The sequence below is a fragment of the Leucobacter fengyongliangi genome, from assembly GCF_052386045.1.
On sequence record NZ_CM126356.1, the window covers coordinates 2,147,718 to 2,171,070 of the forward strand.

The window sequence follows — 23,353 nt, forward strand, 5'->3', positions numbered from 1 at the left end:
GAGGCCTCGATGGCCCAGCGGATCAGCCGATCACCCGCGGCCCTGGCACCGATCCGCCCAGCCTAGGCTGGAGGCGTGCCCGTTCCTCCACCCGCCGCTGCCTCGCGGTCGCCGCGCTCGCGCATAAGCGCCGGAGCGCAGGATTCAGGTGCGCCGCTGGGATGGCAGAAGCCCCGTGCACCTCGCTCCCTGCTGGCGCCGTTGGCGGTGATCGCGGTGCTGGCTCTCGCGGCGGCACTCAGGTTCTGGGCGCTCGGCCGCCCGGACTCGCTCGTTTTCGACGAGCTGTACTACGTGCGCGACGCGGTGAGCCAGCTGGCGAACGGGTTCCCGACGACCTGGCCCGACGATGACCCCGCATTCGGCGGCGAGCGCGCCCTCGCCTTCAGCGATCAGGCGAGCACGATCGCGCACCCTCCGCTCGGCAAGTGGCTCATCGGTCTGGGCGTTCTGCTCTTTGGTGCCGACACCGGCTGGGGGTGGCGATCCGCCGTCGCGCTTGCCGGGGTGGCGACGGTGGGAATCACCATGCGGCTTGGCTGGCTCATGACCCGCAGCCTGTGGGTCGCCTGCGTCGCGGGGCTCCTCCTCGCAATCGACGGCGTGCATGTGGTGCTCACCCGCGTGGCGCTGCTCGATGGGTTACTCACCCTCTTCGTGCTGTTGGGGGCGCTTTTCGTGTGGCGGGATGTGTGTTCGAGCACAACCTCTTCCCGTGGCTCGGAGAAACACACAATCCAGGAGGAAAAGCCGCAAATCGATCCGATTTTGCGCGGATCTCCGAGCGAAGAGAGGGCGGCACAGGCAAGACCGGCACAAGCAGGAGCGGCGCAGGCAGGAGTGGCACAAGCAGGAGCAGCACAAGCAGGAGTGGCACAGGCAGGGGTGACTCAGGCAGGGCAGCCTGGGCGGCACATCATCTGGCGCAGGCCGTGGCTGCTGGCGGCAGGCCTCACCTTCGGCGCTGCGGCCGCGATCAAGTGGTCGGGTCTCTACCCACTGGCCGCGTTCCTGCTGTTTATCGTGGCCGTCGACACCTGGCGCAGATTTCGAACGGATCAGGCCAACAGCGGGCAGACTCACAGTGGCCCGTCGCTCAGCATTCGACCTCCCGGCGGCGCAAGGGTGCGCCCCCTCGCTGGCGCGGCCCTGCAGGCCCTCGTCACCGCGGCACTCGCCCTCCCCGCCGCGGCACTCGCGTATCTCGTCAGCTGGTGGGGGTGGATCGCCTCGCCCACCGCGCAGAATCGTGAACCGGGCGAGCCCTGGTGGGTGTCGCTCGCCCAGTGGCACGCGGATGCCCTGGCCTGGCACGCGACCCTCTCCGCCCCACACCCCTACCAGTCACACCCGCTGACCTGGCCGCTCGGGCTCCGCCCCACCGCCATGTACGAGGTGAACTGGCCGCAGGGCGACGGCTGCCCGTGGCCGAGCGGCTGCGTCGCAGCGATCTCCCCGCTCCCCAACCTGCTCGTCACGTGGGGCGGGGTCGCCGCGTTGCTCCTACTCACGTGGGTGGTCGTGCGCAGCGGGTGGATCGCGGTTCGCCGCCCGCGCTTCGCGCGCAACCCGGGTCTCGGCGCGGCATCGGCGTTCGTGCTGGTCGGCTACCTCTCCGGATGGTTGCCCTGGGTGCTCACGTTCTCGCGTTCAGCGGTGTTCCAGTTCTACGCGGTGGTGCTCACACCGTTCGCCGCGCTCGCCCTGGCGCTCGTACTGGGCGCGCTCTGGCACCGACACCGCCCCGGACACCCGGGGCTGCTGGCCCTCGCCGGGATCCACCTCGATAGCTCACCGGAGGCGCTCCTGGGTCGGCGGATCGCCGTGACGATCTTCCTCGCCATCGCACTGGTGGTCTCAGTGCTGTTCTTCCCGGCGTGGTCGGGCATGCCGATTGCCGAGTGGTTCTGGCGCGCCCACCTGTGGCTGCCCGGGTGGGATTAACCGGAAAGTCGGTGATCGAGACCGCTACAGCAGCCGTCGGGCAAGCGCCCATGCGGTCAGCTCGTGCCGGTTCGAGAGCTGCAACTTGCGCAGTACGTTCGACACGTGAGTCTCGACCGTGCGCACCGAGAGGAAGAGCTCGGCGGCGACTTCCTTGTAGGTATACCCTCTGGCGATCATCCGCATGACCTCCTGCTCGCGCACCGACAGTCGATCGAGCTCGTCGTCGGCCGCCGCGGTCTCGCCCAGCCCCGCACCGAATGCGTCAAGCACGAACCCGGCGAGCCGCGGCGAGAACACCGCGTCGCCGCTGTGCACGCGCAGCACCGCGGCGGTCACCTCGGCCCCCGATGCCGCCTTCGTCAGATACCCACGGGCTCCCGAGCGGATCACGCTCACCACGTCGTCTGCCGCGTCTGAAACGCTGAGCGCCAGGTATCGGGTGCCCTGCAGCGCAGGCACGCCGCTCAGCTTGCGCAATACCTCGGCACCCCCGCCCCCGGCCCCACCCGGCAGGTGCACGTCGAGCAGCACCACGTCGGGAAGCGCCTTCGGCATGCACGCAATCGCCTCATCGACAGTCGCGGCCTCACCCACAACCTCAAGTTGCGACCCCAACTCCGCGCGCAGTCCCGTGCGAAAAATCTGGTGATCGTCGACGATGACCACGCGGATCGGGGTCGGCTCAGTCGCGAGCTCAGGAACATGATCCGACTGGGCATGCGGCCCCGGGCGCTGGTATTCGTTCATCTCGTGTCCTGTTCGATCGGGGGTGCACCCAGCCCGGCAGCCTCGCCGCGAGGCATGGAGAGGCGCACCGACGTGCCGGTGCCGCCCGGCCCGGCCACGATCCGCGCGGATCCGCCCGCGCGTTCCATTCGCCCGAGTATGGACTCGCGCACGCCCATGCGACCGTCGGGGAGCTGCGTGATATCGATGCCCGGCCCTCGATCGGTCACGTCGATCGAGACCGATTCGGGGCCCACCTCGAGATACACCGTCACATCGCCCCCCGCGTGCCTGGCCGCGTTCAGCATCGCCTCGCGCGCGGCCGACACGATCGCCTCGGGAACTCTGGCTTCCGCCATCGCCCCCACCGCGACGATCTCGAACCGCACCGCATACTCATGCTCAAGCGCCGCGGCGTGCTGGCGCAATTCTCCGTCGACCGCCGAGCTCGCAGCCGGGGGCGCACCGTCCGCCCCGCGGAAGAGCCATTCGCGAAGCTCACGCTCCTGGCCCCGGGCGATGCGTGCGACTTCGCTGCCCGGCTCCGATCTCTGTTGGATCAGCGCGAGCGTCTGCAGCACCGAATCGTGCAGGTGCGCTGCGATCTCCGCGCGCTCCGCCTCGCGCGCGCGACCAGCCCGCTCGGCGACCAGTTCGCGATTGAGCCGCAGCAGCCACGGGGCAATGGCGAGGGCAACCCCGGCGAGCACCGCCAGAGCCGCAGCGACGACGGTGACGACACTCGGTTCCCGGGCCGTGACGAAGAACATCAGCACGCCCACCGCGACGAGTGCCAACGCGCCGAGCACCCGGGGTACCGAGTGGCGCTCGGGCCGGTCGCGGTCGGCAATCTGCCACCACGCGAGCCCCACGCCCACGAGGACCGCGAGCGTGGGCAACAGGATCTCAAGCCGAAGCTCCACCCCCAGTTGCGAGAGCACGAGGGCTACGCCGGCGACCAAGAAACACGCTCCGAAGAGCAGCTCTGCGACCGGCCAGTGCCTCCGCGCGGGCGCTGAGGCCCCGGGCCGCACGCTCGCGCTGCCACCAGGATCGGCGCGAGTCTTCGCACTCAAGCCCGGGATGCTCCCCGGATTCGCTCCCTGGCTCGCATCCGACTCGAGCACCGGCTGCGTCAGTGCACGGCGCATGGGCACCACCGAATCCTCCACCTCGGCTGGGGCCAGGATCCACAGCCACGCGTAGAAGAGCGCGCCCGCCCCACCGAAGAGCGCGAAACCGACCATCGCGATGCGCACCCAAAAGACCGGCAGACCGAGGTGCGCCGCGAGGCCCGCGCACACTCCAGCGAGCACTCGCCCCTCACGGGGGCGCTGCAGCGGCATCTGGGACATGGTTCTATCCAAGCACCCGGCACCGACATACGGGCCAGCCGGCGGCATTGTTCAGGGTCGAATCAGTAAGAACCCCCATGGCGGCGGGCCGCAGACGGGTGCACACTCGAAGCATGAACGACATTCCTCCCCCCGCACCCTCTTCATCGGGCCCGCAGCAGCCCCCGCACGCCGCAGGCGGCTTCTTTGGGTGGCTGCGCGGCCTGGGCATCGTGCGCAATAGTAGCGATCGCTGGTTCGCGGGTGTCGCCGCGGGCATCGCCGGCCGGGCGAACATCGACCCCCTCATCGTGCGCGGCATCTTTGTCGTGCTCGCCGTGCTGGGCGGCCCTGGTCTCGTGCTGTACCTCGCGGGCTGGCTGCTGCTGCCCGACCCGAGCGGCAAGATCCACCTGGAAGAGCTGTTTCGTGGGCGCGCTCGCCCCGGCGTAATCGTGGCCGCCGTGCTGATCGCGGCCCTGGTGCTCGTGCCGGTCGTGGTCGCAACCATCTCGGGCATCTTCCGTGGCCCAACGACGTGGGTAATGTGGGACGTCTTCGGCGTTCCCGACTGGGTGCAGGTCACCGCGTCGATCATCTGGTGGGCGGTGCTGCTGCCAGCGGCGCTCATCTGGTTCATCGTGTGGATCAGCCGCGGCGGACTCCGCCGGGCCAGCGCCGCACCGCAACCCGATGCGGCCGAATGGACCCAGAAGCTGGCCGACGACGCCACCGCATGGGGTCAGAAGGCCTCTGAACAGGCAACCGCTTGGGGGCAAAAAGTGGGAGAAGACACCACCGCGTGGGCAGAGCGCGAACGACTGCGCTACGAAGCGCGCAAGCTCGGCGCCGGTCACATCCTGATCACCCTCGCACTCGCGCTCTTGGCTGCGGGCGGGGTCGCCGCCTGGGGGCTGAGCATCGGCGAAGACGGCCGGTTCGTGTACACGACGTCGATCGTGGCCGCGGTCGCGGTCTGCGCCCTCTCGATGATCATCGCCGGGGTCCGCGGCAAGTACAGCGGGTGGGTCGGGTTCGCGGCCCTCGTCGGCGCGATCGCGCTGCTCTTCACCCCGTACACCTCGCTGATGCCCGACAATCTCACGTTCCGCCCGGTCGGCGATGCCGAGGTTCGGGTGACCGAAAACACCCCATCCGACTCAGGTCTCGCGGTGTTTGCCGGCAACGCCGAGCTCGACCTGAGCGCGCTCGACGAACGCGACGCGGGCCGCACGATTGAGGTCTGGATGTTCGCAGGAAATGTCGATATCGAGTTGCCCGACGATCACCCCACCCGCGTCACGGTGAATCTGCTGGCAGGCAATACCATCGCGACCTCGACTGACGGTGAAACGCGCACGATCAGAGGCCCGTTTCAGATGTATGTGACCGGCGCGAATCTGCAGGGTGCCGCGGCCACAGACATCACCGAGGTGCAGGTGCGCATGCTCGCCGGCAACGCCAGAATCGACGGCACTGAATCAGAAAGCGAGGCCACCCGATGACTACCGACTCGACCCCCGAACCGCGTCCCGCTGCTCCGGGCTCCGGAGCCGAAACGTATGGCACCGATCCACACCTTGCATCAGAAAGGCCCCGGCCACGCACCGGCCCGATCGTGTGGGGCGCCCTGTTTCTCGTGTTCTGCGCCTACGTAGTGCAGCGCGAGTTGGCACCCAGCTCCGTCGACACGGCCGTGTGGATCGCAACCACCGTCATCGGGCTCGGCGTGCTGCTGCTCGCGGTCGGCATCGCCGTGGTCATTCGGGGCGCGAGTTCGCGCTAGTTCCCTTACTCGTCGGTGTTGATCCAGTGCAGGGGAATGTTGATCGCGACTCGGGTGCCCCCGCCCTCGTGCGCGCCCCAGGTAATCGATCCGCCGAGTTCGCCTTCAACGAGGGTGCGCACGATCTGGGTGCCCAGCCCGTCGCCGACGGTGCCGCCGGGAAGCCCGGTGCCGGTATCGATCACCTCGACCGCCAGCCGATTATCGGTGCGATCGGCGGTGACGATCACCTCACCCTCGCGGCCAGCAAGCCCGTGTTCGACGGCGTTCGTCACGATCTCGGTGAGTGCGAGCGAGAGGGGCGTGGCGTAGCTCGAGGGCAGTTCGCCGAAGCGCCCCACCTTGCTCGGGTGCACCGTGGTGTTGTGCAGGCTGGCCACCTCGGCGGCCAGGCTGATCACCCGGTCGAAGACCAGGTCAAAATCGACGATCTGCGAAAATCCGGTCGAGAGCGTGTCGTGCACCACCGCGATCGCCGCGACGCGTCGCATGGCCTGGCCGAGCACCTGCTTCGCCTCTTCGCTGCGCGCCCGGCGGGCCTGCACGCGCAGCAGTGACGCCACGGTCTGCAGGTTATTCTTCACGCGATGGTGGATCTCGCGAATCGTCGCATCCTTGGTGATGAGTTCCTGCTCCTGATGCCGCAACTCGGTCACATCGCGGGTGAGCACGATGCCCCCGATGCGCTGTTCATCGCGGATCACGGGAATCGACCGCAGGGTCACGGTTCGACCGTTCACCTCGATATCGGCGCGCTTGGCAACCTTGCCCTGGGTGATCAGCGGCAGGGACTCGTTGGTGTCTGACTGGCCGTGCACCAGGCTCGCCACATCTTCGGCGAAGTTCTCGCCCTCGAGCTCGTCGCGATGCCCCAGGAGAGCGAAGGTGGTCTGCGTGTTCGGGCTCGCAAAGGTCACAATGCCCTGGGTATTAACGCGCACGAGACCGTCAGATGCACGCGGGGCCCCGCGCTCACGGCCGCGCGTCGAACCTGGTGAGGGAAACAGGCCCTGCTGAATCATGACGAACAGGTCGGAGGCGACCTCTCGGAATGCCTTTCCAATGCGCGTATCGCTTTGCATATCAGAGGCACTCGTGTGCACCGTGACCACCGCGAATGGTTCGGTCTGGTAGCCAGCTGGTGTGGTGATCACGCCGGTATCGGTGTTGCGGGCCGTGGTGCCGCCGGTATCGTCTCGACGACTCACGGAAAACGCCCACAGCTTCATAGCGTTCTCCTCGACCCAAATCGGGGCGCGTGAGTTTGAGGGCTGCCGCGTTTGCATCGCCTCGTCTACGACCTCTCGCCAGTCGGGGCGCAGCACGTCGCCAATGACATCACGGTAGAACAGCGTGATAGAGCCGGCCGGGCGACTGTGCGCGGCCGCGATGTAATTGCCGTCAGCGGTGGGCACCCAGAGCACGACATCGCCCAGCGAGAGATCGGCAAGCAGGGGGAAGTCGGGTGCCATGAGTTCAAGCCATTGAATCTCTTCCTCGCCCAGGGTCGAGTACTTGGTTGCGAGGTTGCGCAGCGTAGCCATGGTTCGAGTGTACTGAGGCGCCGGCTGATCCAAAGCGCCCTGACACTGGGCGTAATTGCTCATTGACACGCGGCAGCCGTTCACGCCTATCGTGGGGACTCTCGGTACAATGCCGAGCTTTCGGCGCAGCCAGGGGAAACAGGGGGCACGGCGCCGCGAGAGACATCTTCGAACGGAGCCCGCAATGCCCCCTGTCGCCACGCTCAGAGTTGCGCCCACACCAGCAACTCCAGCAACTCCAGCAACACCCGCACACCTCACCCTGGTGCCGACCCCGTCTCCGCCGCTCCCTCTGACGCCACCGGAGCCGCCCACGCAACTGGTCTCGCAGTCGGGCTCCCATCAGGCAGCCAAGGCGCAGCGCTCGCGCACGGAATTGCCCGGTGCCGAGCGGCGTGTTCAGGAGCTACCCGGCCCCGATCCACGAATGATCGGAGCGATGGCGGTGCACGTGTTTGAGGCGCTCGAGGGCACCCGGGGCCTGGCTCAACTCGGCAACGCGATCACCTGGAAGCTCGCCGTGCACCTCGGCCAGGTACGCGCCGCGCGCATGGAGCGACGTCACCTCTTCAAGGATGAGCGTCACTCCGCGCCCAGGCCGAAGCGTGTGGTGCTGTGCAGGCCAGCACCACACGCGATCGAAGCATCGGTGGTGCTCGAAACCAATCGGCGCACCCACGCGGTCGCCATGCGACTCGAGTGGGTGACCGACCGCTGGCGGGCGACCGAAATTACGGTGCTGTAGTGGTTACGGTATCGGTGTGAGTTCGGTGAGGGTGTTGGTGCGAGTTCGGTGCTGGTGCCGGTGCGGCTACTGCTCTGGCGCGCGTTCGGCCCGCAGCTTCGAGATCTCATACAGCGAGACGCTCACCGCGATGCCCGCGTTCAGCGACTCGGTGGCCGCCGTGATCGGGATCGACACGACCGCGTCGCAGGTCTCGGTGACGAGCCGCGACAGACCCTTGCCCTCGCTGCCGACAACGATCACGAGCGGGCGATCCGCCAGTTCAAGACCCGGCAGCGACACGTCGCCGTCGCCGTCAAGCCCGAGCACGAACACGCCCTGCTCCTTCAACGCCTTCAGCGTCTGGGTGAGGTTCGCGGCCATGGCGACGGGGATGCGGGCGGCGGCCCCGGCCGAGGTCTTCCACGCGGCGGAGTTGAGCCCGACCGATCGGCGCTGGGGCACGATGACACCCTGCCCGCCGAACGCGGCGACGGAGCGGATGATCGCCCCGAGGTTGCGTGGGTCGGTGATGCCGTCGAGGGCGACGAGCAACGGCGTCTCGCCGCGATCCACTGCCGACTCAAGCAGGTCGAACGGGTGCGCGTACTCGTACGCGGGCACCTTCAGCGCCACGCCCTGGTGCACGGTGTCGCGCGAGGTCATGCGGTCGAGTTCGGGGCGCATAATCTCGAGCACGGGCACGCCGCGACCCACGGCGATGCCGAGGATCTCGCGCATGCGTTCGTCCATCTCAACCTTGGCCGCGACGTACAACGCGGTTGCGGGGATCTTGGTGCGGAGCGCCTCGAGCACCGAATTACGGCCAGTGACCAGCTCGGTATCGTCGGTGGGTTTGCGCGTGCCGCGCTGCTGCCGTTCGGGCTTGGCGCCGCGACGCGGGTCTTTGCCGCCGGCCGCCACGTAGCGATCCTTTGCGGCCTTCGCCTTACCCGCGGGGTGGTAGGGTCGATCCTCTGCCTTCGGCGTCGGGCCGCGGCCCTCAAGGGCCTGGCGCCCCTGCCCGCCCGAACCGACGGCTTTGCCGCGACTCTTCTTACGTACTGCGCCGGGGCGCGATTTCTTCATGTTCATGCGAGACTCCAGCGGGTTCCGTTCGGGCTATCTTCCAGGGCGACCCCCGCCTGCTGCAAGCGATCGCGAATCGCGTCGCTCGTGGCGAAGTCCTTGCGTGCGCGCGCCTCTCGGCGCTCTTCGATCAGGGCGGTGACCAGGGTGTCGAGCGCTGCGGCTTCCGCACCGCCCGCGACTCCTCCCGAGGCAGCCCAGTGCTCGTCGCGTGGGTCAAGGCCCAACACGTCAAGCATGGCGACCACCTCGGTCGCGCGGGCCAGGGCCGACCCTGCGTCACCCGCGTCTATCGCGGTGTTCCCTGCGCGCACGGCCCCGTGAAGGGTCGCGAGCGCCTGCGGCACCCCGAAGTCGTCAAGCATAGCCGCAATAAAGTCATCGGGCAGCATCTCGCTCGTCGCGGTCCCGCCGAGCGGCATCATGCGCACGAGATGCGCGGCCGCGCCGCCACCCGCATGACCCTCCGACACGAATGTCTCCGCACGCTCCAAGAACCCCTCGATGCGTTCGAACGCGGCCGCCGCCTCGGCGAGCGAAGCGGCAGAATACTCGAGCACCGAGCGGTAGTGCGCAGAGCCCAAGAAGTAGCGCAGCACCACCGGGCGCGCGGCGCGCAGCAGGTCGTGCGCGAAGAGCGAGTTGCCCAGCGACTTCGACATCTTCTTGCCGCCGGTGTTGACGAGGCCGTTGTGGATCCAGTGCCGCGCGAAGGCATGCCCGGCCGCCGCCGACTGTGCCAACTCGTTTTCGTGGTGCGGGAAGCGCAGGTCAAGCCCGCCCCCGTGAATGTCGAACTCTTCGCCGAGGTATCTCGTCGCCATGGCCGAACACTCGATGTGCCAGCCCGGACGGCCGAGCCCCCACGGAGACGGCCAGGCGGCACTCTCGGGCTCGTGCGCGCGGCGCGCCTTCCACAGCGCAAAGTCGCGCGGATCGCGCTTGCCGACCGGCTCCGAGTCAGTAGCATCTTCCATCTGATCGCGGCGCTGCCGGGTGAGGTCGCCGTAGTCGGGCCAACTGCCCGTGTCGAAGTACACGCTCGCCGAACCGTCTTCGGCCTGGTAGGCGTGCCCACGCTCAATGAGTCGCGCAATCAGCGCCACCATCTCGGCGATGTTCGCGGTGGCGCGCGGTTCGTAGGTGGGGGGCAGCACCCCGATCGCGTCGTAAGCTGCGGTGAAATCGCGCTCCACGCGGTACGCGAGCGCCCACCACTGCTCCTCGCCCCCAGCAAGCTGTGCCTCGCGTGCGTTGTCGAGAATCTTGTCGTCAATATCGGTGACATTGCGGATCAGCGTGACTCGCTGCCCCATCGCCGTCAACCAGCGACGCATCTGGTCGTAGACGAGGGCGCTGCGCAAGTGCCCGATGTGCGGGGCTGATTGCACCGTCGGCCCGCACACATACATCGAGACCTCGCCCGACACCCGCGGTGCGAGGTCGACCACGTCCTGTTGTCGGGAGTCGTAGATGCGCTGTTTCACGCTTCAAGACTAGGGCAACGACAGGCCCCGGGCGCAGTGGGCACGAGCATCGCGATCCACCTGGGGATTCAGGAAATACCTGGATGCACGAAAACCGGCTTAGAGCAGCGCGCCGCGCAGGAAGTAGTTCACCTGCCGGCTGATGTTCACCGCATGATCGCCAAATCGCTCGTGGTAGCGGCTCGCGAGGGTCGCGTCAACGACACCCGTGGTGTCTGTGCTGACCTTGTCGCTCAGAACCTTCTCGAACACCTTCGCGTGTAACTCGTCGATCGCGTCGTCGATGTCGCGAATGTCGTCGATGAATGTGGGATCCTGCGTGCGCAGCAATTCCACGAGCTTGCCCGCGATCTTGGCGTCGAGCTCGCCCATGCGCGCGAATGTCTTGCGCAGGCCCTGCGGAATCGCGCTCTCGGGGTAGCGGTACCGCGCGAGCTGGGCAATGTGCTCGGCCAGGTCGGCCATCCGCTCGAGCGACGATCCCATGCGCAGCGCGCCCACCATGAGGCGGAGATCGCTGGCGACGGGCTGCTGGCGGGCAAGAATGTCGATCGTGAGTTCGTCGAGCTCGGCGGCCATCTGCTCGACGCGCTCGTTGCTCTCGATCACTTGCTCGGCAAGTGACACATCGCTCGTGCGAAACGCTGTGGTGGCCTGCTGAATCGCGATCTCCACGAGTTCGGCGATCTGCACCAGGCGGCTCTGCACCTCGGCGAGCTCCTGCTGAAATACTTCGCGCATGTCGAACGGTTCCCTTCCGGTTCCAAAAAGGTGAGTCGTGTCATTGTGGATCGCCGTCCAGTCGCCAATTGACAACCGTTGCAGGCACGCCACAATCGACGCACTGGTTCCATAGTCTCACTTGCACAGGTGAACAGTCACCTCCCGGGAGGTAAACAGGAACTGAACGCGCGAGGGTGTGGGTGACGGCCGGGCATACGATGGGGGCATGACCCCGACCGCCATCGTGCTGGCCTCCGTGGCCCTCGGCACCCTTGCCGGCTCGTTGGCCACATGGATGGTCGTCACAGCCCGGGCGGCGGGCAAGCGGCGGGCACAAGCACTGCGACCAGAGCTTCCCGAGGTTGCGGTCGAGATCCTGAATGCGGTCGATAGTTTTGCGGTGATGCTCGATGCCTCGCTGTCGGTCGTGTATGCGAACCCCGTGGCGCGCGAGGATCGCCGGGTCACGGGCGAGGAACTGCGCGACCCCGACTTCTTGCAGCGGGCGCGCCGCGTCATGACCACGGGGGTGCCCGACACCCGTTTGCCCGACCCCCAAGACCCCGGCGACACCGTGCGTGTGCTGATCGTGCGCATACAGGAGAGGTTTCTGGCGGTGTTCGCCTTCGATCTCGGCGAGGAGCAGCGGGTGAACGCCATGCGCCGCGACTTCATCGCCAACGTCAGCCACGAGCTCAAGACTCCCATCGCCGCGATCGGTTTGCTCTCGGAGGCGGTTCTCGAGGGTGCCGATGAGCCCGACATCGTGCGCAACTTTGCGAGGCGGCTCATCAAGGAATCCCGCCGACTTGGCGACCTGTCGCGCGACATCATCCAGCTCTCCGAGGCGCAGTCGACGTTGCGCCCCGAAGACCGGGAAGAGGTCTCACTCCGCGCCGTCGTGCGCACCGAAGTCGAGGCGCATCGCGATTTCGCGTCACAACACGGGGTGACACTGGTGCTCACCGATGTCGGCGGCGCGAGCGAAGAGCTGGTCACGCTCGGACGCCCTGCCTCGATCGGCACCGTGCTGGCGAACCTCTTGAGTAACGCGATCCGCCATTCGCCCGAGGGCGGGCGAGTCGGCATCGGTGTCGAATCGACGAAACGCACGTGCACGATCACCGTTACCGACCAGGGCGAGGGTATTCCGCCCGAGCATCTGCCCCGCATCTTCGAGCGCTTCTATCGGGTCGACGCGGCACGCAGCCGCGAGGGCGGGGGCACCGGCCTGGGGCTCTCGATCGCCCGGCACACCATGCGCGCGCACGGCGGCGACATCGATGTGTGGTCGCAACCCGGAGTCGGCGCGAGTTTCATCCTCACCTTCCCACTGGTCAATCAAGGCGGGGCCGAAAAGAAACCAAAGCGCAAGCGGAGGCAGGCTGAGGCCCAAGCTTTGACCGATCAGTTCGGCCCGCGCACCGCGGCACCGGACACAGCACCTTCACGTACTGAAAGGGCAAATAATTGAGTAAGCGCATTCTGCTTGTAGAAGACGAGGCCTCGATCTCTGAGCCGCTCGCGTTTCTCCTCGAGCGTGAGGGCTATCACGTGCAGATCGTGGCTGACGGCACGGAGGCGGTACGGGTATTTCCTGGCTCCGACGCAGACCTCGTGTTGCTTGACCTTATGCTTCCTGGGCTGCCCGGCACCGAGGTCTGCCGGTCGATCCGCGCTCGCTCGCGAGTGCCGATCATCATGCTCACCGCGAAGGACAGCGAGATTGACATCGTCGTGGGGCTCGAACTGGGCGCCGACGACTACATCACGAAGCCGTACTCCACTCGGGAGCTGCTGGCTCGCGTGCGCGCCGCCCTGCGACGTGGCGAGGGCGAGGGTGATGACCCGGAGGAGGACTACTACGAGGAGGGCGTGCTCGACGAACAGGGCGTGCGGCTCGACACCGAGCGGCACACGGTGACCGTGCGAGGCGAGGAAATCTCGATGCCGCTACGCGAATTCGAGTTGCTCGAATTGCTCATGCGACACTCGGGTCGCGTGCTCACCCGGGGTCAGTTGATCGACCGCGTGTGGGGCAGCGACTACTACGGCGACACGAAAACACTCGACGTGCACATCAAGCGGATCCGCTCACGTATCGAAGAAGAACCGAAGGACCCGAAGCTCGTGACGACCGTGCGCGGCGTCGGCTACCGCTTCGCGTAGACCTCCACGCTGGCCGGCACGCCCGCCCGCGTATCGCCTGTGCGCCCGCCGCACCGCTCCCTACACGCGGCGCTCTTGCCCCACACGCGACGAAGGGCCCCCGGAATCCCAGGGGCCCTTCGTCGTCGCTGTGCGCGGGAGGTTATTCGGCCGCACCCTCAGCGCCGGTGTCGGTGTTGTTCGCATCGACCGACTCGGTCGAGAGTTCCTCTTCCTCGGCGATGTCTGACGGCGAAAGCACGAACGAACGGTATTCGAGCAGCGTGCCATCGAGTACGGGAACCTCGCGCTCGACGTCGGCACCGCCCGGAACCTGGAGGAATGCGTTGATCGTGGCACCGGCCGCCAGGTCGGGAAGAGACACGAACACGGGTGGGTTGTCGCCCTCGGGATCGCCGAAGAGCGTGCTGCCCGGCTCGACCGTGAAGTCGGCGGAGGCCTCGGCCGATCCGCTCTCGCTCACAAAGGTGATGCGCAGATCGAGCGTGGTGGTACCGGTGTTCACGCCCGTGAACACGACGTTGAAATTCTCGCTCTTCTCGTCGGCGATCAGCATCAGGTTGCGCACCTCAACGCCGGCAACCGATGCGTCGATGCCGTCGCTTGGTGCGTACGGATCTGTCGTCGCCTGTGGCACTGCAAAGCCGCAGCCAGTTGCCCCGAGGGTAATGGCCGCCGCGAGAGCGATGGAAGATGCGATCCGACGAGTCTTCAAGGTGGGTGTCCTCCGGACGGTGGGCGATGCACGAGGCATCACAAACGGCGCTGACGGTTTGAAACTATACTATCTCGCCTGAGGTCTTGACCGCAGCTTAGGCTCACCTCACTGACGGCGAGTGATGTGGTAAACTAAGGGTTGGACTGATATAAGGAGCCAACTCGATGCAATTTGAGGTCGGAGAGACCGTCGTCTATCCCCATCACGGCGCTGCCAAGATCATCGAGGTGAAGAAGCGGAAGCTCGGCGGCGAGGAAAAGCTTTTCCTGAAGCTGCAGGTCAACCAGGGCGACCTCACCATCGAGGTTCCCGCAGAGAACTGCGACTTGGTCGGTGTGCGCGATGTCATTGATCAAGACGGGCTCGAGCGGGTGTTCGAGGTGCTTCGCGCGCCGTTCACCGAAGAGCCGACGAACTGGTCACGCCGATACAAGGCCAACCTTGAGAAGCTCGCCTCCGGCGATGTCATCAAGGTGTCCGAGGTCGTTCGCGATCTGTGGCGTCGCGACCAAGAGGTGCGCTCGCTCTCCGCTGGCGAGAAGCGCATGCTCGCGAAGGCGCGTCAGATCCTCGTGTCTGAGCTCGCTCTCGCCGAGAAGACCGACGAAGAGCAGGCATCGAAAGTGCTCGACGAGGTGCTCGCTTCCTAGCGAGCTGCCCCGGCCATGAGCGCTGACACCCCTGTGCGTGTTGAGACACCGGTGCGTGCTGACACGTCGGTGATTGCTGATACTTCTTTGCATCACGTTGCAGAGCTCGGCGTCATTCTGGTAGCCGCGGGCCGCGGCGAACGGCTGGGCGCTTCCTTGCCTAAGGCGTTTGTCGAGCTCGGCGGCGCACCACTGCTGACCCACGGCATCCGCACGGTGACTTCGCTCCCCCATCCGGGCCAGCTCGTGCTCGTGGTGCCCGAGGGGCATGCGGGCGAGGCGTTGGCACTTGCCGATGAACTGGTGCCCGAGGGCTCCCAGTGGCAGGTGTCGGTTGTGCCCGGGGGCCGCGAGCGCCACGAGTCGGTGCGCTTCGGCATCGAGGCTTTGCACGACACCATCAAGACCGTCCTGGTACACGATGCGGCCCGCCCGCTCACCCCGGCCGCGGTCTTCGAGCGCGTGCTCGATCGCGTGCACCAGACGGGCGAAGCGGTCGTGCCCGGTGTTCCCGTGGCCGACACGCTAAAACAGGTCGATGATCACGGCACGGTCATCTCCACTGTGGATCGCGCGTCGCTCGTCGCCGTGCAGACCCCGCAGGGGTTCACCCGCGAGGGGCTCGCCGCCGCACACGACTCCGTGCAGGCTCGCGCAGGCGCACCCGGCGGGGCCGGCGCGGGCGATACCCCCACCGACGATGCCGAGGTGGTGCAGCGCTTCGGCGGTACCGTCCACGTCGTGCCGGGCGATCCGCTGGCACACAAAGTCACCACTCCGGCTGACCTCGTCATGCTTGAGGGCACGTTGCTGCATTCGGAAGCGAACAGCTTCGCACCACGGTCGGGGCGACATTCGGCCACGCCACAGAGCCACGCGGCGAAATGATCCGCGTCGGCACCGGCGTAGATGTGCACGCGTATGAGCCCACCGCGCCGCTTCGGCTCGCCGGTCTCGACTGGCCGGGCGAACCCGGGCTTTCCGGGCACAGCGACGGCGACGTGGTCTGTCACGCGGTGGTCGATGCACTGCTGGGTGCGGCCGGGCTCGGCGATATCGGCGAGCTCGTCGGGGTGGATCAGCCCCACACCGCGGGTGCGGCAAGCACCGGCTTCGTGACGCTCGCGCTTGCCCGCCTTGCAGAAGCGGGCTGGCAACCCGTCAACATATCTGTGCAGATCGTGGGGCAGCGCCCAAAATTCGCACCGCGCCGTACTGAGGCGCAGATCCGCATGTCCGAATTGGTGGGCGCCCCGGTGAGTCTGAGCGCCACCACCACCGACGGACTCGGGTTCACGGGTCGCGGCGAGGGGCTCGCGGCGATCGCGACGGCCCTCATCGAGCGCAGCCCCACCCGCTAACGCCGGCCCACTCACTCACGCCGCCCCACCCGCACCGAGAAGGCGCAATTCCACGTGGATCGCGCCCGACGTGGTGGACTTGCGCCCTCTCGGCGGGCTGCGGGACGTGCGGGGGTGCGGGTACGCGGGTGCAGGGACGTGCGGGTGCAGGTGCGGGGTGCGGGCACGCGGGGGCGCAGACGCGGGGACGCAAAAGGGGCTCTTCGCATTTAAGAGTGTAGAAGTGCTCCGCGGTGTGGTGCAGTGGAGATGGGTCGAGGTCTCCCGATGATGGAAGTTCTGACGCTCCCCATCCGAAAGACCTCGACATGCACCACGCTACCTTCCAACCTGCCGATCTCACGACTTTCTGCCAGCTCGATCAGCTCGGCCTGACCGCGGTCGGGCAAAGATTCGAGCCCGGCAGGGTCGTGCTGGACTGCCGTCTCATCGAGCCCGACCCGTGGTGTCGGCGGTGTGGCGCTGAGGGCGTGCTGCGCGATACCGTGACGCGGACCTTGGCGCATACCCCGTTCGGGCATCGTGCCACGACGCTGAAAATCCGGGTGCGCCGATACCGATGTGATTGGTGCCGGAAGGTGTGGCGTGAGGACACCAGCATGGCCGCACCGGAACGGGCGAAAATCACCCGGGCAGGGCTGCGTTTCGCGCTCGAAGCGGTCGTGATCGATCACCTCACCGTGTCGTGCACGGCCGCGAATCTCGGCGTGTCTTGGCACACCGCGAACGCCGCGATCCTGGCCGAGGGTCACCGGGCGCTGATCAATGACCCGGCCCGGTTTGACAGGGTCACGGTGATTGGTGTCGACGAGCATGTGTGGCGGCACACCCGCCGAGGTGACAAGTACGTCACCGTGCTCATTGACCTCACCCCGGTACGTGAGAAACGAGGCCCGGCCAGGCTCCTCGATATGGTGCCGGGTCGTTCGAAGCAGGTGTTCAGTCGCTGGCTGAGCGACCGCACACAAGCATGGCGTGACGGGATCGAGGTCGTCGCGATGGACGGATTCACCGGGTTCAAGACCGCATCGAAAGAGCACCTCCCTGATGCCGTCGAAGTGATGGACCCGTTCCATGTCGTCCAGCTCGCCGGTGACATGCTCGACCGCACCCGGCAGCGCGTGCAACAAGAAACCCTCGGGCATCGCGGCCGGGCGAAAGACCCGCTCTACGGGGTGCGGCGGGTCCTCAGAACCGGGGAGGCGTTCCTCACCGTAAAGCAGCAAGCGAGGCTTGATGCGGTGTTCGCTGACCCCCGTCATGGGGATGTGTGGCGAGCATGGCGCGTGTACCAGCAAGTCGTCGCCGCGTACCGAGAGAAGTTCGCAGGTCTCGGCCGGAAACGGTTACGGGAAATCATCGACACGGTGAAACAGACCACGCCGGCCAGGTTCACCGAGCTCCGGAAACTCGCGTACACGCTCGACCGGCGAAGGGTGGACATCCTCGCGTATTTCGATCACCCGAGAACATCGAACGGACCAACCGAAGCGATCAACGGCAGGCTTGAGCACCTCCGCGGGTCCGCGCTCGGATTTAGGAACCTCACGAACTACATCGCGAGGTCGCTCCTCGAGGCTGGCGGTTTCAGACCGTATCTACACTCACAAATGCGATGAGCCGCAAAAGGGCGGGGTGCGTACGCACCCCGCCCTGATCCACTAGCGAGCTAGTGAGAGCAAACTAGACGAGCTTTGCGACTGCGCCAGCCTCGGTGAGCTTCGCGAGTGCCTCTTCAGCTGCGTCCTTCTTGAGGGCCTCGAGAACGTTCTTCGGAGCCTCCTCAACGAGAGCCTTGGCCTCGCCCAGGCCCAGGCCGGTGAGTTCGCGCACAACCTTGATGACCTGGATCTTCTTGTCGCCGGCAGCCTCGAGCAGCACGTCGAACTCGTCCTTCTCCTCGACGGCCTCAGCGGCAGCAGCGGGAGCAGCAGCAACTGCAACCGGAGCAGCAGCCGACACGTCGAAGGTCTCTTCGAATGCCTTGACGAACTCCGAGAGCTCGATGAGGGTGAGCTCCTTGAACTGCTCGAGCAGCTCTTCGGTTGAAAGCTTTGCCATGATGTATCTCCTTGATGTGTGCCTGTCACGCTGCGCGCGACGAGCGGGTCTTATGGGGGTGAACCGAAACGGTTCTTACGCGTCCTGCTTCTCCTGCAGCGCACCGAAACCGCGAGCGGCCTTGGCGGGCAGAGCGTTGAACAGCTGTGCGGCACCGATCAGCGACGCCTGCATGACGCCGGCAGCCTTGGCCAACAGCACCTCGCGGCTCTCAAGATCGGCGAGCTTGCCAACCTCAGCAGCAGAAAGGGGCTTGCCATCAAAGTAGCCGCCCTTCACCACCAGATGAGGGTGTGCCTTAGCGAAGTCACGCAGAGACTTAGCGACCGCGACAGCGTCACCGTGCACGAAGGCGAGAGCCGAAGGACCGGTCAGCTCGTCGTCGAATGCGGTGATGCCAGCGTTGTTCGCGGCAATCTTGGTCAGCGTGTTCTTCGCCACGGCGTACGTCGCGTGCTCACGGATACCGGCGCGCAGTTCGCGCAATTCGGCAACCGTCAGACCGCGGTACTCAGTCAGCAATACGGCGGCCGACTCTTCAAAGTTCTTCTGAAGGTCGGCGAGCCTAGCATCCTTCGTAGCCATGGCGCTCCTTAGCTTGTGTGTCCCCGCGAAGCGGATGCTTCCCGGGGGCCGAACCACCCGTCACAATAAAAAAAGCTCCGGTGCGCATGCACGGAGCTTCGGGGGCGGATCGAGATCCACACTCAAATATTCGTACCTGCGCAGGTCTTCGCTCTTGCGATTGTTACAGAACTCTTGCGAGTTTCTACCGGCGGTCTTGGGCCGTCGGCTAGCTTATCACAGGTTGCGAGTCAGTCCTGCGGGTCAGTCCTGCGGATCTGCCGCACGTGCCAGGCGCGCAGCAGCTCGACGAGGATCACGCCGACGCCGACGATCACCAGCACGGCGACACCGAGCGGCTCGGGCAGCCACCCAATCTCGAAGAACTGTTGCGACAACGGAATCGCCCAGATGAGGCCGAGGCCCGCGTACATTGCCAGCACGATAAGCAGCCGGAACGCGTGGAACGGGCGGGAGAGCACCGCGAGCACCCACAGCGCAATGCCCGCGAGCGTCAGGGTCGAGGCCGACTGCATCTCGCTCACGGTGAAGGGTCCGAGCCGCTCCCCCACGAGATACACCGAGATGAGTCCCGCGGTCACGATGAGCCCGGAGGGGATCGCGAACAGCAGCGAGCGGCGCAGGAAGCCCTCGCGGTAGCGGGCCGAGTTCGGCATGATCGCGAGGAAGAAGGCGGGGATGCCGATGGTAAGACCGTCGGTGATCGAGAGTTGACGGGGCAGAAACGGGAACGCCCACGCGAGAAGCCCGAAGATCACGCCCACCGAAAGCGCGTACGTGGTCTTTGTGAGGAACAGCATCGAGACACGCTCGATGTTCGCGATGACGCGTCGCCCCTCAGCGACCACCCCCGGCAGCCGCTCGAAGCGCCCGTCGAGCAGCACCAGCCTCGCCACCGCCTTGGTCGCCTGCGCCGCGCTGTCGACCGCGATCCCGAGGTCGGCCTCCTTGATCGCGAGGGCATCGTTCACCCCGTCGCCGGTCATCGCGACCACGTGACCCTTCGCCTGCAGCGCGCGCACGAGCGACACCTTCTGCTCGGGCGTGACCCGGCCAAATACGCGCTCGCGCTCGAGCACCTCGCCGAGCTCGGCCAGACCCGTGGGCAGTTCGCGCGCATCGAACCCGCCGTCGCAGTCGATGCCCACCTCGCGCGCCACCGCGGCAACAGTGCGCGGGTCGTCACCCGAGATGATGCGGATCCCCACCCCCTGCTCAGCGAAGTAGCTCATGGTCCGTGCGGCGTCGGGGCGCACCCGCTCGCGAAACGTGACGAGGGCCACGGGCGTGAGCCCCGCGGGCAGGGTAGGAGTTTCGGCGGGTGGCGCGGCCGTTACGGTGTGCGCGAGCACGAGGGTGCGGAGGCCATTCGCCGCACATACGCCGGCCCGGTCGAGCGTCTGTGCGATGAGCGGATCCGCCCCGCCAGCCTCAAAGACGAACTCCGGCGCGCCAAAGATCCAGGTGCCGGGGGCGATGCCGGCGGGCACCACGAGCCCGCTCCACTTCCACGCCGAGCCGAACGGAATCTCGTGCTCCACCTCGAGCGCGCGCCCGCCGGGCTCAAAGCGCTCGGCGAGGCAGCGGGCAGTGGAGTTCGCACCCTGGGCGCCGCCGAGGTGCGCGAGCACCGCCTCCCACCCGGGGGCCTCGGTGATCGACTCGACCCCGTCGAGCGTCATCTCGCCGGTGGTGATCGTGCCGGTCTTGTCGAGGCACAGCACGTCGACGCGGGCGAGCCCCTCGACAGCCGCGAGCTCCTGGATGAGGACATTTCGGCGTGCGAGCGTCACCGCGCCCACCGCAAACGCGATGCTGGTGACGAGCACGAGGCCGAGCGGCACCATCGCGATCACCGCGGCGACCGCTCCCACCACCGCCTCGCGCCAGGCCCCGCTCGCAATCGCCGCCTCCCAGCCCCCGTGCGACTGCATCTGCCCGTTCGCGACGATCAGCACCACCGGGCCGAGCGCCCAGGTGATCCACTTCAGCAGCCGGTCGACGCTGCCGCGCAGTTCCGAGCGCACCATCGAGAAGCGCTGCGCCTGGGCGGTGAGGCTCGCGGCGTATGAATCGGCCCCGACGCGCGTCACCTCGGCGAGCCCGGATCCACCCACCACACTCGAGCCCGAGAGCACCTCGTCGCCGGTGTGGCGCGGCACCGAGTGGGATTCGCCGGTGAGGAGCGACTCGTCGAGTTCGAGCGTGCCGGGGCCGCGATCGGCGGTGTGGATCACGCGCGCATCGGCCGTGACCTGGTCGCCCGCGCGCAGCACGAGCGCATCGCCGAGCACCACCTGTTCAAGGGGAATCTCGGTCTCTTCGCCGTCGCGCAGTACCCGCGCCGAAGGAGCGTTGAGCACGGCCAGCCGGTCGAGCGTGCGCTTCGCCTGAAACTCTTGCACCACGCCGATCAGTGTGTTGAAGAGCGCCGGCAAGCCAAACAGCGCGTCTTGCCAGCGGCCGAGCACGAGCAGCGTCGCGAAGCCCGTGAAGACAATCGCGTTGAAGAGGGTGAAGACGTTCGCCGCGAGGATCTCGCGCAGGGTGCGGCTGCTGGAGTTCGGCGCCGCGTTGCCGAGGCCCTCACGCAGTCGCTGTTCGGCTTCTTCGCGCGTGAGCCCCAGTACCCGCTGATCCATAGCAGCAGACTATTGCAGGTCTAGCCCGATACGTCGGAATTCCTCAGTGAAGTCTGTTGCGAGCGGCTGCGATCCGCTGCCACCCGGTGCCAACCGCAACAAGGCGACAGAAGCTCCGCTTGTCAGCGCCTCAGAAGCAAAGTTTCTGTCGCATTGTTAGCGGATCTCGGCACCCGGGGGCCGACTCAAACCGATGGTTTGAGCATGTAGCCCGCGCCCCTGACCGTGTGGATCATCGGGGGCCTGGTCGCATCGATCTTCTTGCGCAGGTACGAAATGTAGAGCTCGACCACGCTTGGCTTGCCGGTGAAGTCATAGCTCCAGACGCGATCCAGAATCTGCGACTTGGAAAGCACGCGACGCGGGTTGCGCATCAGATACCGCAGCAACTCGAACTCGGTGGTGGTGAGGTCGATCGGCTCGCCGGCGCGCTCAACCTCGTAGCTGTCTTCGTTCAGCATGAGATCGCCGACGCGCAGGATCGGATCGGGGTGCTGATCTTGCATCAACTGCGAACGGCGCACGAGGGCGCGCAGCCGGGCAATGAGCTCTTCGAGGCTGAAGGGCTTCGACACGTAATCATCGCCGCCCGCGGTGAGGCCGTTCACTCGGTCATCGACCGAGTCGAGCGCCGTGAGGAAAAGTACCGGCAGGAGGTAGCCCTCACTGCGAAAACGTGACAGCACCTGGATGCCGTCGAAGTCGGGAAGCATGATGTCGAGCACCGCGACATCGGGATTGAAGCTGCGGAGCTTCTCAATTGCCTCGGCTCCCGTCGACGCAGTATCTACGTCCCATCCCTCGTATCTCAATGCCATCGCAATGAGGTTGGAAATTGAATCCTCGTCATCAACCACGAGTGCGCGGATCTTCGCTCCGTCACTCGGCTGTATCTTTGCTGCGCCCATAACCTGCAAGTATGACGGTTCCGACTATGCGGGGGCTGGTAATAAAAAGATTACGCACGCATGTATTAAAAAATCGAGGGAAATCGTTGTGGAACTGAGCACTTTCTGCACGGCTACCAACAGCATACTGGAGTCTAATCCACACTTAGTTCATCAATTTGCAAGGCTGAACAGCACTTCCGCGCCGGTTTCCCTGCACCTCGCGCCGCCGCCCTGACACCTCGCAGCCGGAATCACTGGCAGAATGAGGGGCGATGATCCACACGCCTGAGCACCTGAGACGCATCGTGACCGACGGCACCGATCGGGCGGCCTGGATGCGTGCGCGTGCGCGCGGCATCACCGCGACCGACGTGGCGAAGCTGTCGACACCCCGCTCCATCGACACGGCGGCTTGGCAAAAACTGCACGGCAGCGGATTTTCCGGCAACGCCTTCACCGATCACGGCAAGTCGCGCGAGCCGGTCATCGCGGCGTGGGTGCTTCGGGAATACGGCATCGAGCCGAGCCAGGCGCTCTTCCACGCGCAGGACGACGCGCGGCACCTGGCCACGCCTGACGGGCTCGTGCTGCGAGATGCGGGCCACCTCGAGCTCGCCGAGATCAAGACCACCAACAAGGAGTGGCGTTCGATCCCTCGCTCGTACCTGCGTCAGGTGTGGTGGCAGCAGCACGTACTGGGCGCGGAGCGCACGCTCATGGTGTGGGAGCGCCACGAGAACTTCATGCCGGTCGGCGATCCGCAGTATCGCTGGGTGGATCGCGACGAGAACGAGATCGCAAAGCTTGTGGCACTTGCGGGTCAGCTGATCGACACCCTGATCGCTCGCTCGCGGTAGTTTCGGCGGCCGGTGCCGGTGCCGGTGCTTGCGGCGGATTCGCTCGCTCGCGCGAAGCGG

The 23,353-nt window shown here is 66.4% G+C and carries 22 protein-coding genes; 11 read left to right on the top strand and 11 right to left on the bottom strand.

Annotated features, from left to right (window positions below):
- Positions 1-75 precede the first annotated feature (75 nt).
- Positions 76-1,944 carry a phospholipid carrier-dependent glycosyltransferase gene (locus ACTNFK_RS10260; RefSeq protein ID WP_435937420.1) on the top strand — a complete coding sequence of 623 codons (1,869 nt, stop codon included), beginning with the start codon at positions 76-78 and terminating at the stop codon, positions 1,942-1,944.
- A gap of 24 nt (positions 1,945-1,968) precedes the next feature.
- Here the strand turns inward: ACTNFK_RS10260 and ACTNFK_RS10265 are convergent, their stop codons facing one another.
- On the bottom strand, positions 1,969-2,694 hold the full coding sequence (locus tag ACTNFK_RS10265) for a LuxR C-terminal-related transcriptional regulator (protein ID WP_435937418.1): 726 nt from the start codon (positions 2,692-2,694) through the stop codon (positions 1,969-1,971).
- Positions 2,691-4,028, bottom strand: a complete 1,338-nt coding sequence (locus ACTNFK_RS10270) for an ATP-binding protein (protein WP_435937416.1) — start codon at positions 4,026-4,028, stop codon at positions 2,691-2,693. The genes ACTNFK_RS10265 and ACTNFK_RS10270 overlap by 4 nt, the downstream gene beginning before the upstream one ends.
- A gap of 113 nt (positions 4,029-4,141) precedes the next feature.
- Here ACTNFK_RS10270 and ACTNFK_RS10275 point away from each other — a divergent pair, with 113 nt between their 5' ends.
- Complete coding sequence (locus tag ACTNFK_RS10275) at positions 4,142-5,512, top strand: PspC domain-containing protein (RefSeq protein ID WP_435937415.1); 1,371 nt, start codon at positions 4,142-4,144, stop codon at positions 5,510-5,512.
- Entirely contained in the window at positions 5,509-5,793 is a 285-nt protein-coding gene (locus ACTNFK_RS10280; RefSeq protein ID WP_435937413.1) for a hypothetical protein, read from the top strand. Before ACTNFK_RS10275 ends, ACTNFK_RS10280 begins: the two co-directional genes overlap by 4 nt.
- A gap of 5 nt (positions 5,794-5,798) precedes the next feature.
- Here the strand turns inward: ACTNFK_RS10280 and ACTNFK_RS10285 are convergent, their stop codons facing one another.
- The gene (locus ACTNFK_RS10285; protein ID WP_433646093.1) at positions 5,799-7,337 is read right to left on the bottom strand and encodes a sensor histidine kinase; all 1,539 of its coding nucleotides are present in this window, start codon (positions 7,335-7,337) and stop codon (positions 5,799-5,801) included.
- A 184-nt stretch (positions 7,338-7,521) separates the two neighbouring features.
- Between ACTNFK_RS10285 and ACTNFK_RS10290 the strand changes: the two genes are divergently transcribed.
- On the top strand, positions 7,522-8,082 hold the full coding sequence (locus ACTNFK_RS10290) for an Rv3235 family protein (RefSeq protein ID WP_435937411.1): 561 nt from the start codon (positions 7,522-7,524) through the stop codon (positions 8,080-8,082).
- 66 nt (positions 8,083-8,148) lie between these two features.
- On the opposite strand, the gene rlmB is transcribed toward ACTNFK_RS10290, so the two are convergent.
- The 3 genes from rlmB to phoU all read right to left on the bottom strand — a co-directional run bounded on the left by rlmB (position 8,149) and on the right by phoU (position 11,378).
- On the bottom strand, positions 8,149-9,156 hold the full coding sequence (rlmB, locus tag ACTNFK_RS10295; RefSeq protein ID WP_433646096.1) for a 23S rRNA (guanosine(2251)-2'-O)-methyltransferase RlmB: 1,008 nt from the start codon (positions 9,154-9,156) through the stop codon (positions 8,149-8,151).
- The gene (gene cysS, locus ACTNFK_RS10300) at positions 9,153-10,637 is read right to left on the bottom strand and encodes a cysteine--tRNA ligase (RefSeq protein WP_435937409.1); all 1,485 of its coding nucleotides are present in this window, start codon (positions 10,635-10,637) and stop codon (positions 9,153-9,155) included. Before cysS ends, rlmB begins: the two co-directional genes overlap by 4 nt.
- Before the next feature lie 99 nt (positions 10,638-10,736).
- A complete protein-coding gene (gene phoU, locus ACTNFK_RS10305; protein WP_435937407.1) occupies positions 10,737-11,378 on the bottom strand; it encodes a phosphate signaling complex protein PhoU in 642 nt (213 codons plus the stop codon).
- A 208-nt stretch (positions 11,379-11,586) separates the two neighbouring features.
- Here phoU and ACTNFK_RS10310 point away from each other — a divergent pair, with 208 nt between their 5' ends.
- The gene (locus tag ACTNFK_RS10310; protein WP_435937406.1) at positions 11,587-12,834 is read left to right on the top strand and encodes a sensor histidine kinase; all 1,248 of its coding nucleotides are present in this window, start codon (positions 11,587-11,589) and stop codon (positions 12,832-12,834) included.
- Positions 12,831-13,529 carry a winged helix-turn-helix domain-containing protein gene (locus ACTNFK_RS10315; RefSeq protein ID WP_435937405.1) on the top strand — a complete coding sequence of 233 codons (699 nt, stop codon included), beginning with the start codon at positions 12,831-12,833 and terminating at the stop codon, positions 13,527-13,529. Before ACTNFK_RS10310 ends, ACTNFK_RS10315 begins: the two co-directional genes overlap by 4 nt.
- A gap of 142 nt (positions 13,530-13,671) precedes the next feature.
- Here the strand turns inward: ACTNFK_RS10315 and ACTNFK_RS10320 are convergent, their stop codons facing one another.
- Positions 13,672-14,244, bottom strand: a complete 573-nt coding sequence (locus tag ACTNFK_RS10320; RefSeq protein ID WP_435937404.1) for a DNA modification methylase — start codon at positions 14,242-14,244, stop codon at positions 13,672-13,674.
- 167 nt (positions 14,245-14,411) lie between these two features.
- Between ACTNFK_RS10320 and ACTNFK_RS10325 the strand changes: the two genes are divergently transcribed.
- The 4 genes from ACTNFK_RS10325 (at position 14,412) to ACTNFK_RS10340 (ending at position 17,877) form a co-directional block, all read left to right on the top strand.
- Positions 14,412-14,897, top strand: coding sequence for a CarD family transcriptional regulator (locus tag ACTNFK_RS10325; protein ID WP_433646104.1), 486 nt, complete (start codon positions 14,412-14,414; stop codon positions 14,895-14,897).
- Positions 14,898-14,912: 15 nt separating this feature from the next.
- Positions 14,913-15,785 (top strand): 2-C-methyl-D-erythritol 4-phosphate cytidylyltransferase, encoded by an 873-nt coding sequence (gene ispD / locus ACTNFK_RS10330; protein WP_435937403.1) that lies wholly within the window; start codon positions 14,913-14,915, stop codon positions 15,783-15,785.
- Positions 15,782-16,258 (top strand): 2-C-methyl-D-erythritol 2,4-cyclodiphosphate synthase, encoded by a 477-nt coding sequence (gene ispF, locus ACTNFK_RS10335; RefSeq protein WP_435937402.1) that lies wholly within the window; start codon positions 15,782-15,784, stop codon positions 16,256-16,258. Before ispD ends, ispF begins: the two co-directional genes overlap by 4 nt.
- A gap of 308 nt (positions 16,259-16,566) precedes the next feature.
- Positions 16,567-17,877: an ISL3 family transposase gene (locus ACTNFK_RS10340; protein WP_445117151.1), complete on the top strand. Its 1,311-nt coding sequence runs from the start codon at positions 16,567-16,569 to the stop codon at positions 17,875-17,877.
- Between the two features lie 64 nt (positions 17,878-17,941).
- On the opposite strand, the gene rplL is transcribed toward ACTNFK_RS10340, so the two are convergent.
- The 4 genes from rplL to ACTNFK_RS10360 form a co-directional block, all read right to left on the bottom strand.
- Positions 17,942-18,319: a 50S ribosomal protein L7/L12 gene (gene rplL / locus ACTNFK_RS10345; protein WP_433646108.1), complete on the bottom strand. Its 378-nt coding sequence runs from the start codon at positions 18,317-18,319 to the stop codon at positions 17,942-17,944.
- A 75-nt stretch (positions 18,320-18,394) separates the two neighbouring features.
- The gene (rplJ, locus tag ACTNFK_RS10350) at positions 18,395-18,904 is read right to left on the bottom strand and encodes a 50S ribosomal protein L10 (RefSeq protein ID WP_433646109.1); all 510 of its coding nucleotides are present in this window, start codon (positions 18,902-18,904) and stop codon (positions 18,395-18,397) included.
- A 230-nt stretch (positions 18,905-19,134) separates the two neighbouring features.
- Entirely contained in the window at positions 19,135-21,546 is a 2,412-nt protein-coding gene (locus ACTNFK_RS10355) for an HAD-IC family P-type ATPase (RefSeq protein WP_435936742.1), read from the bottom strand.
- A gap of 185 nt (positions 21,547-21,731) precedes the next feature.
- Entirely contained in the window at positions 21,732-22,454 is a 723-nt protein-coding gene (locus ACTNFK_RS10360; protein WP_435936743.1) for a response regulator transcription factor, read from the bottom strand.
- Positions 22,455-22,708: 254 nt separating this feature from the next.
- On the opposite strand from ACTNFK_RS10360, the gene ACTNFK_RS10365 reads away from it, so the two are divergent.
- The gene (locus ACTNFK_RS10365) at positions 22,709-23,293 is read left to right on the top strand and encodes a YqaJ viral recombinase family protein (RefSeq protein ID WP_435936744.1); all 585 of its coding nucleotides are present in this window, start codon (positions 22,709-22,711) and stop codon (positions 23,291-23,293) included.
- The last annotated feature ends 60 nt before the right edge of the window (positions 23,294-23,353 follow it).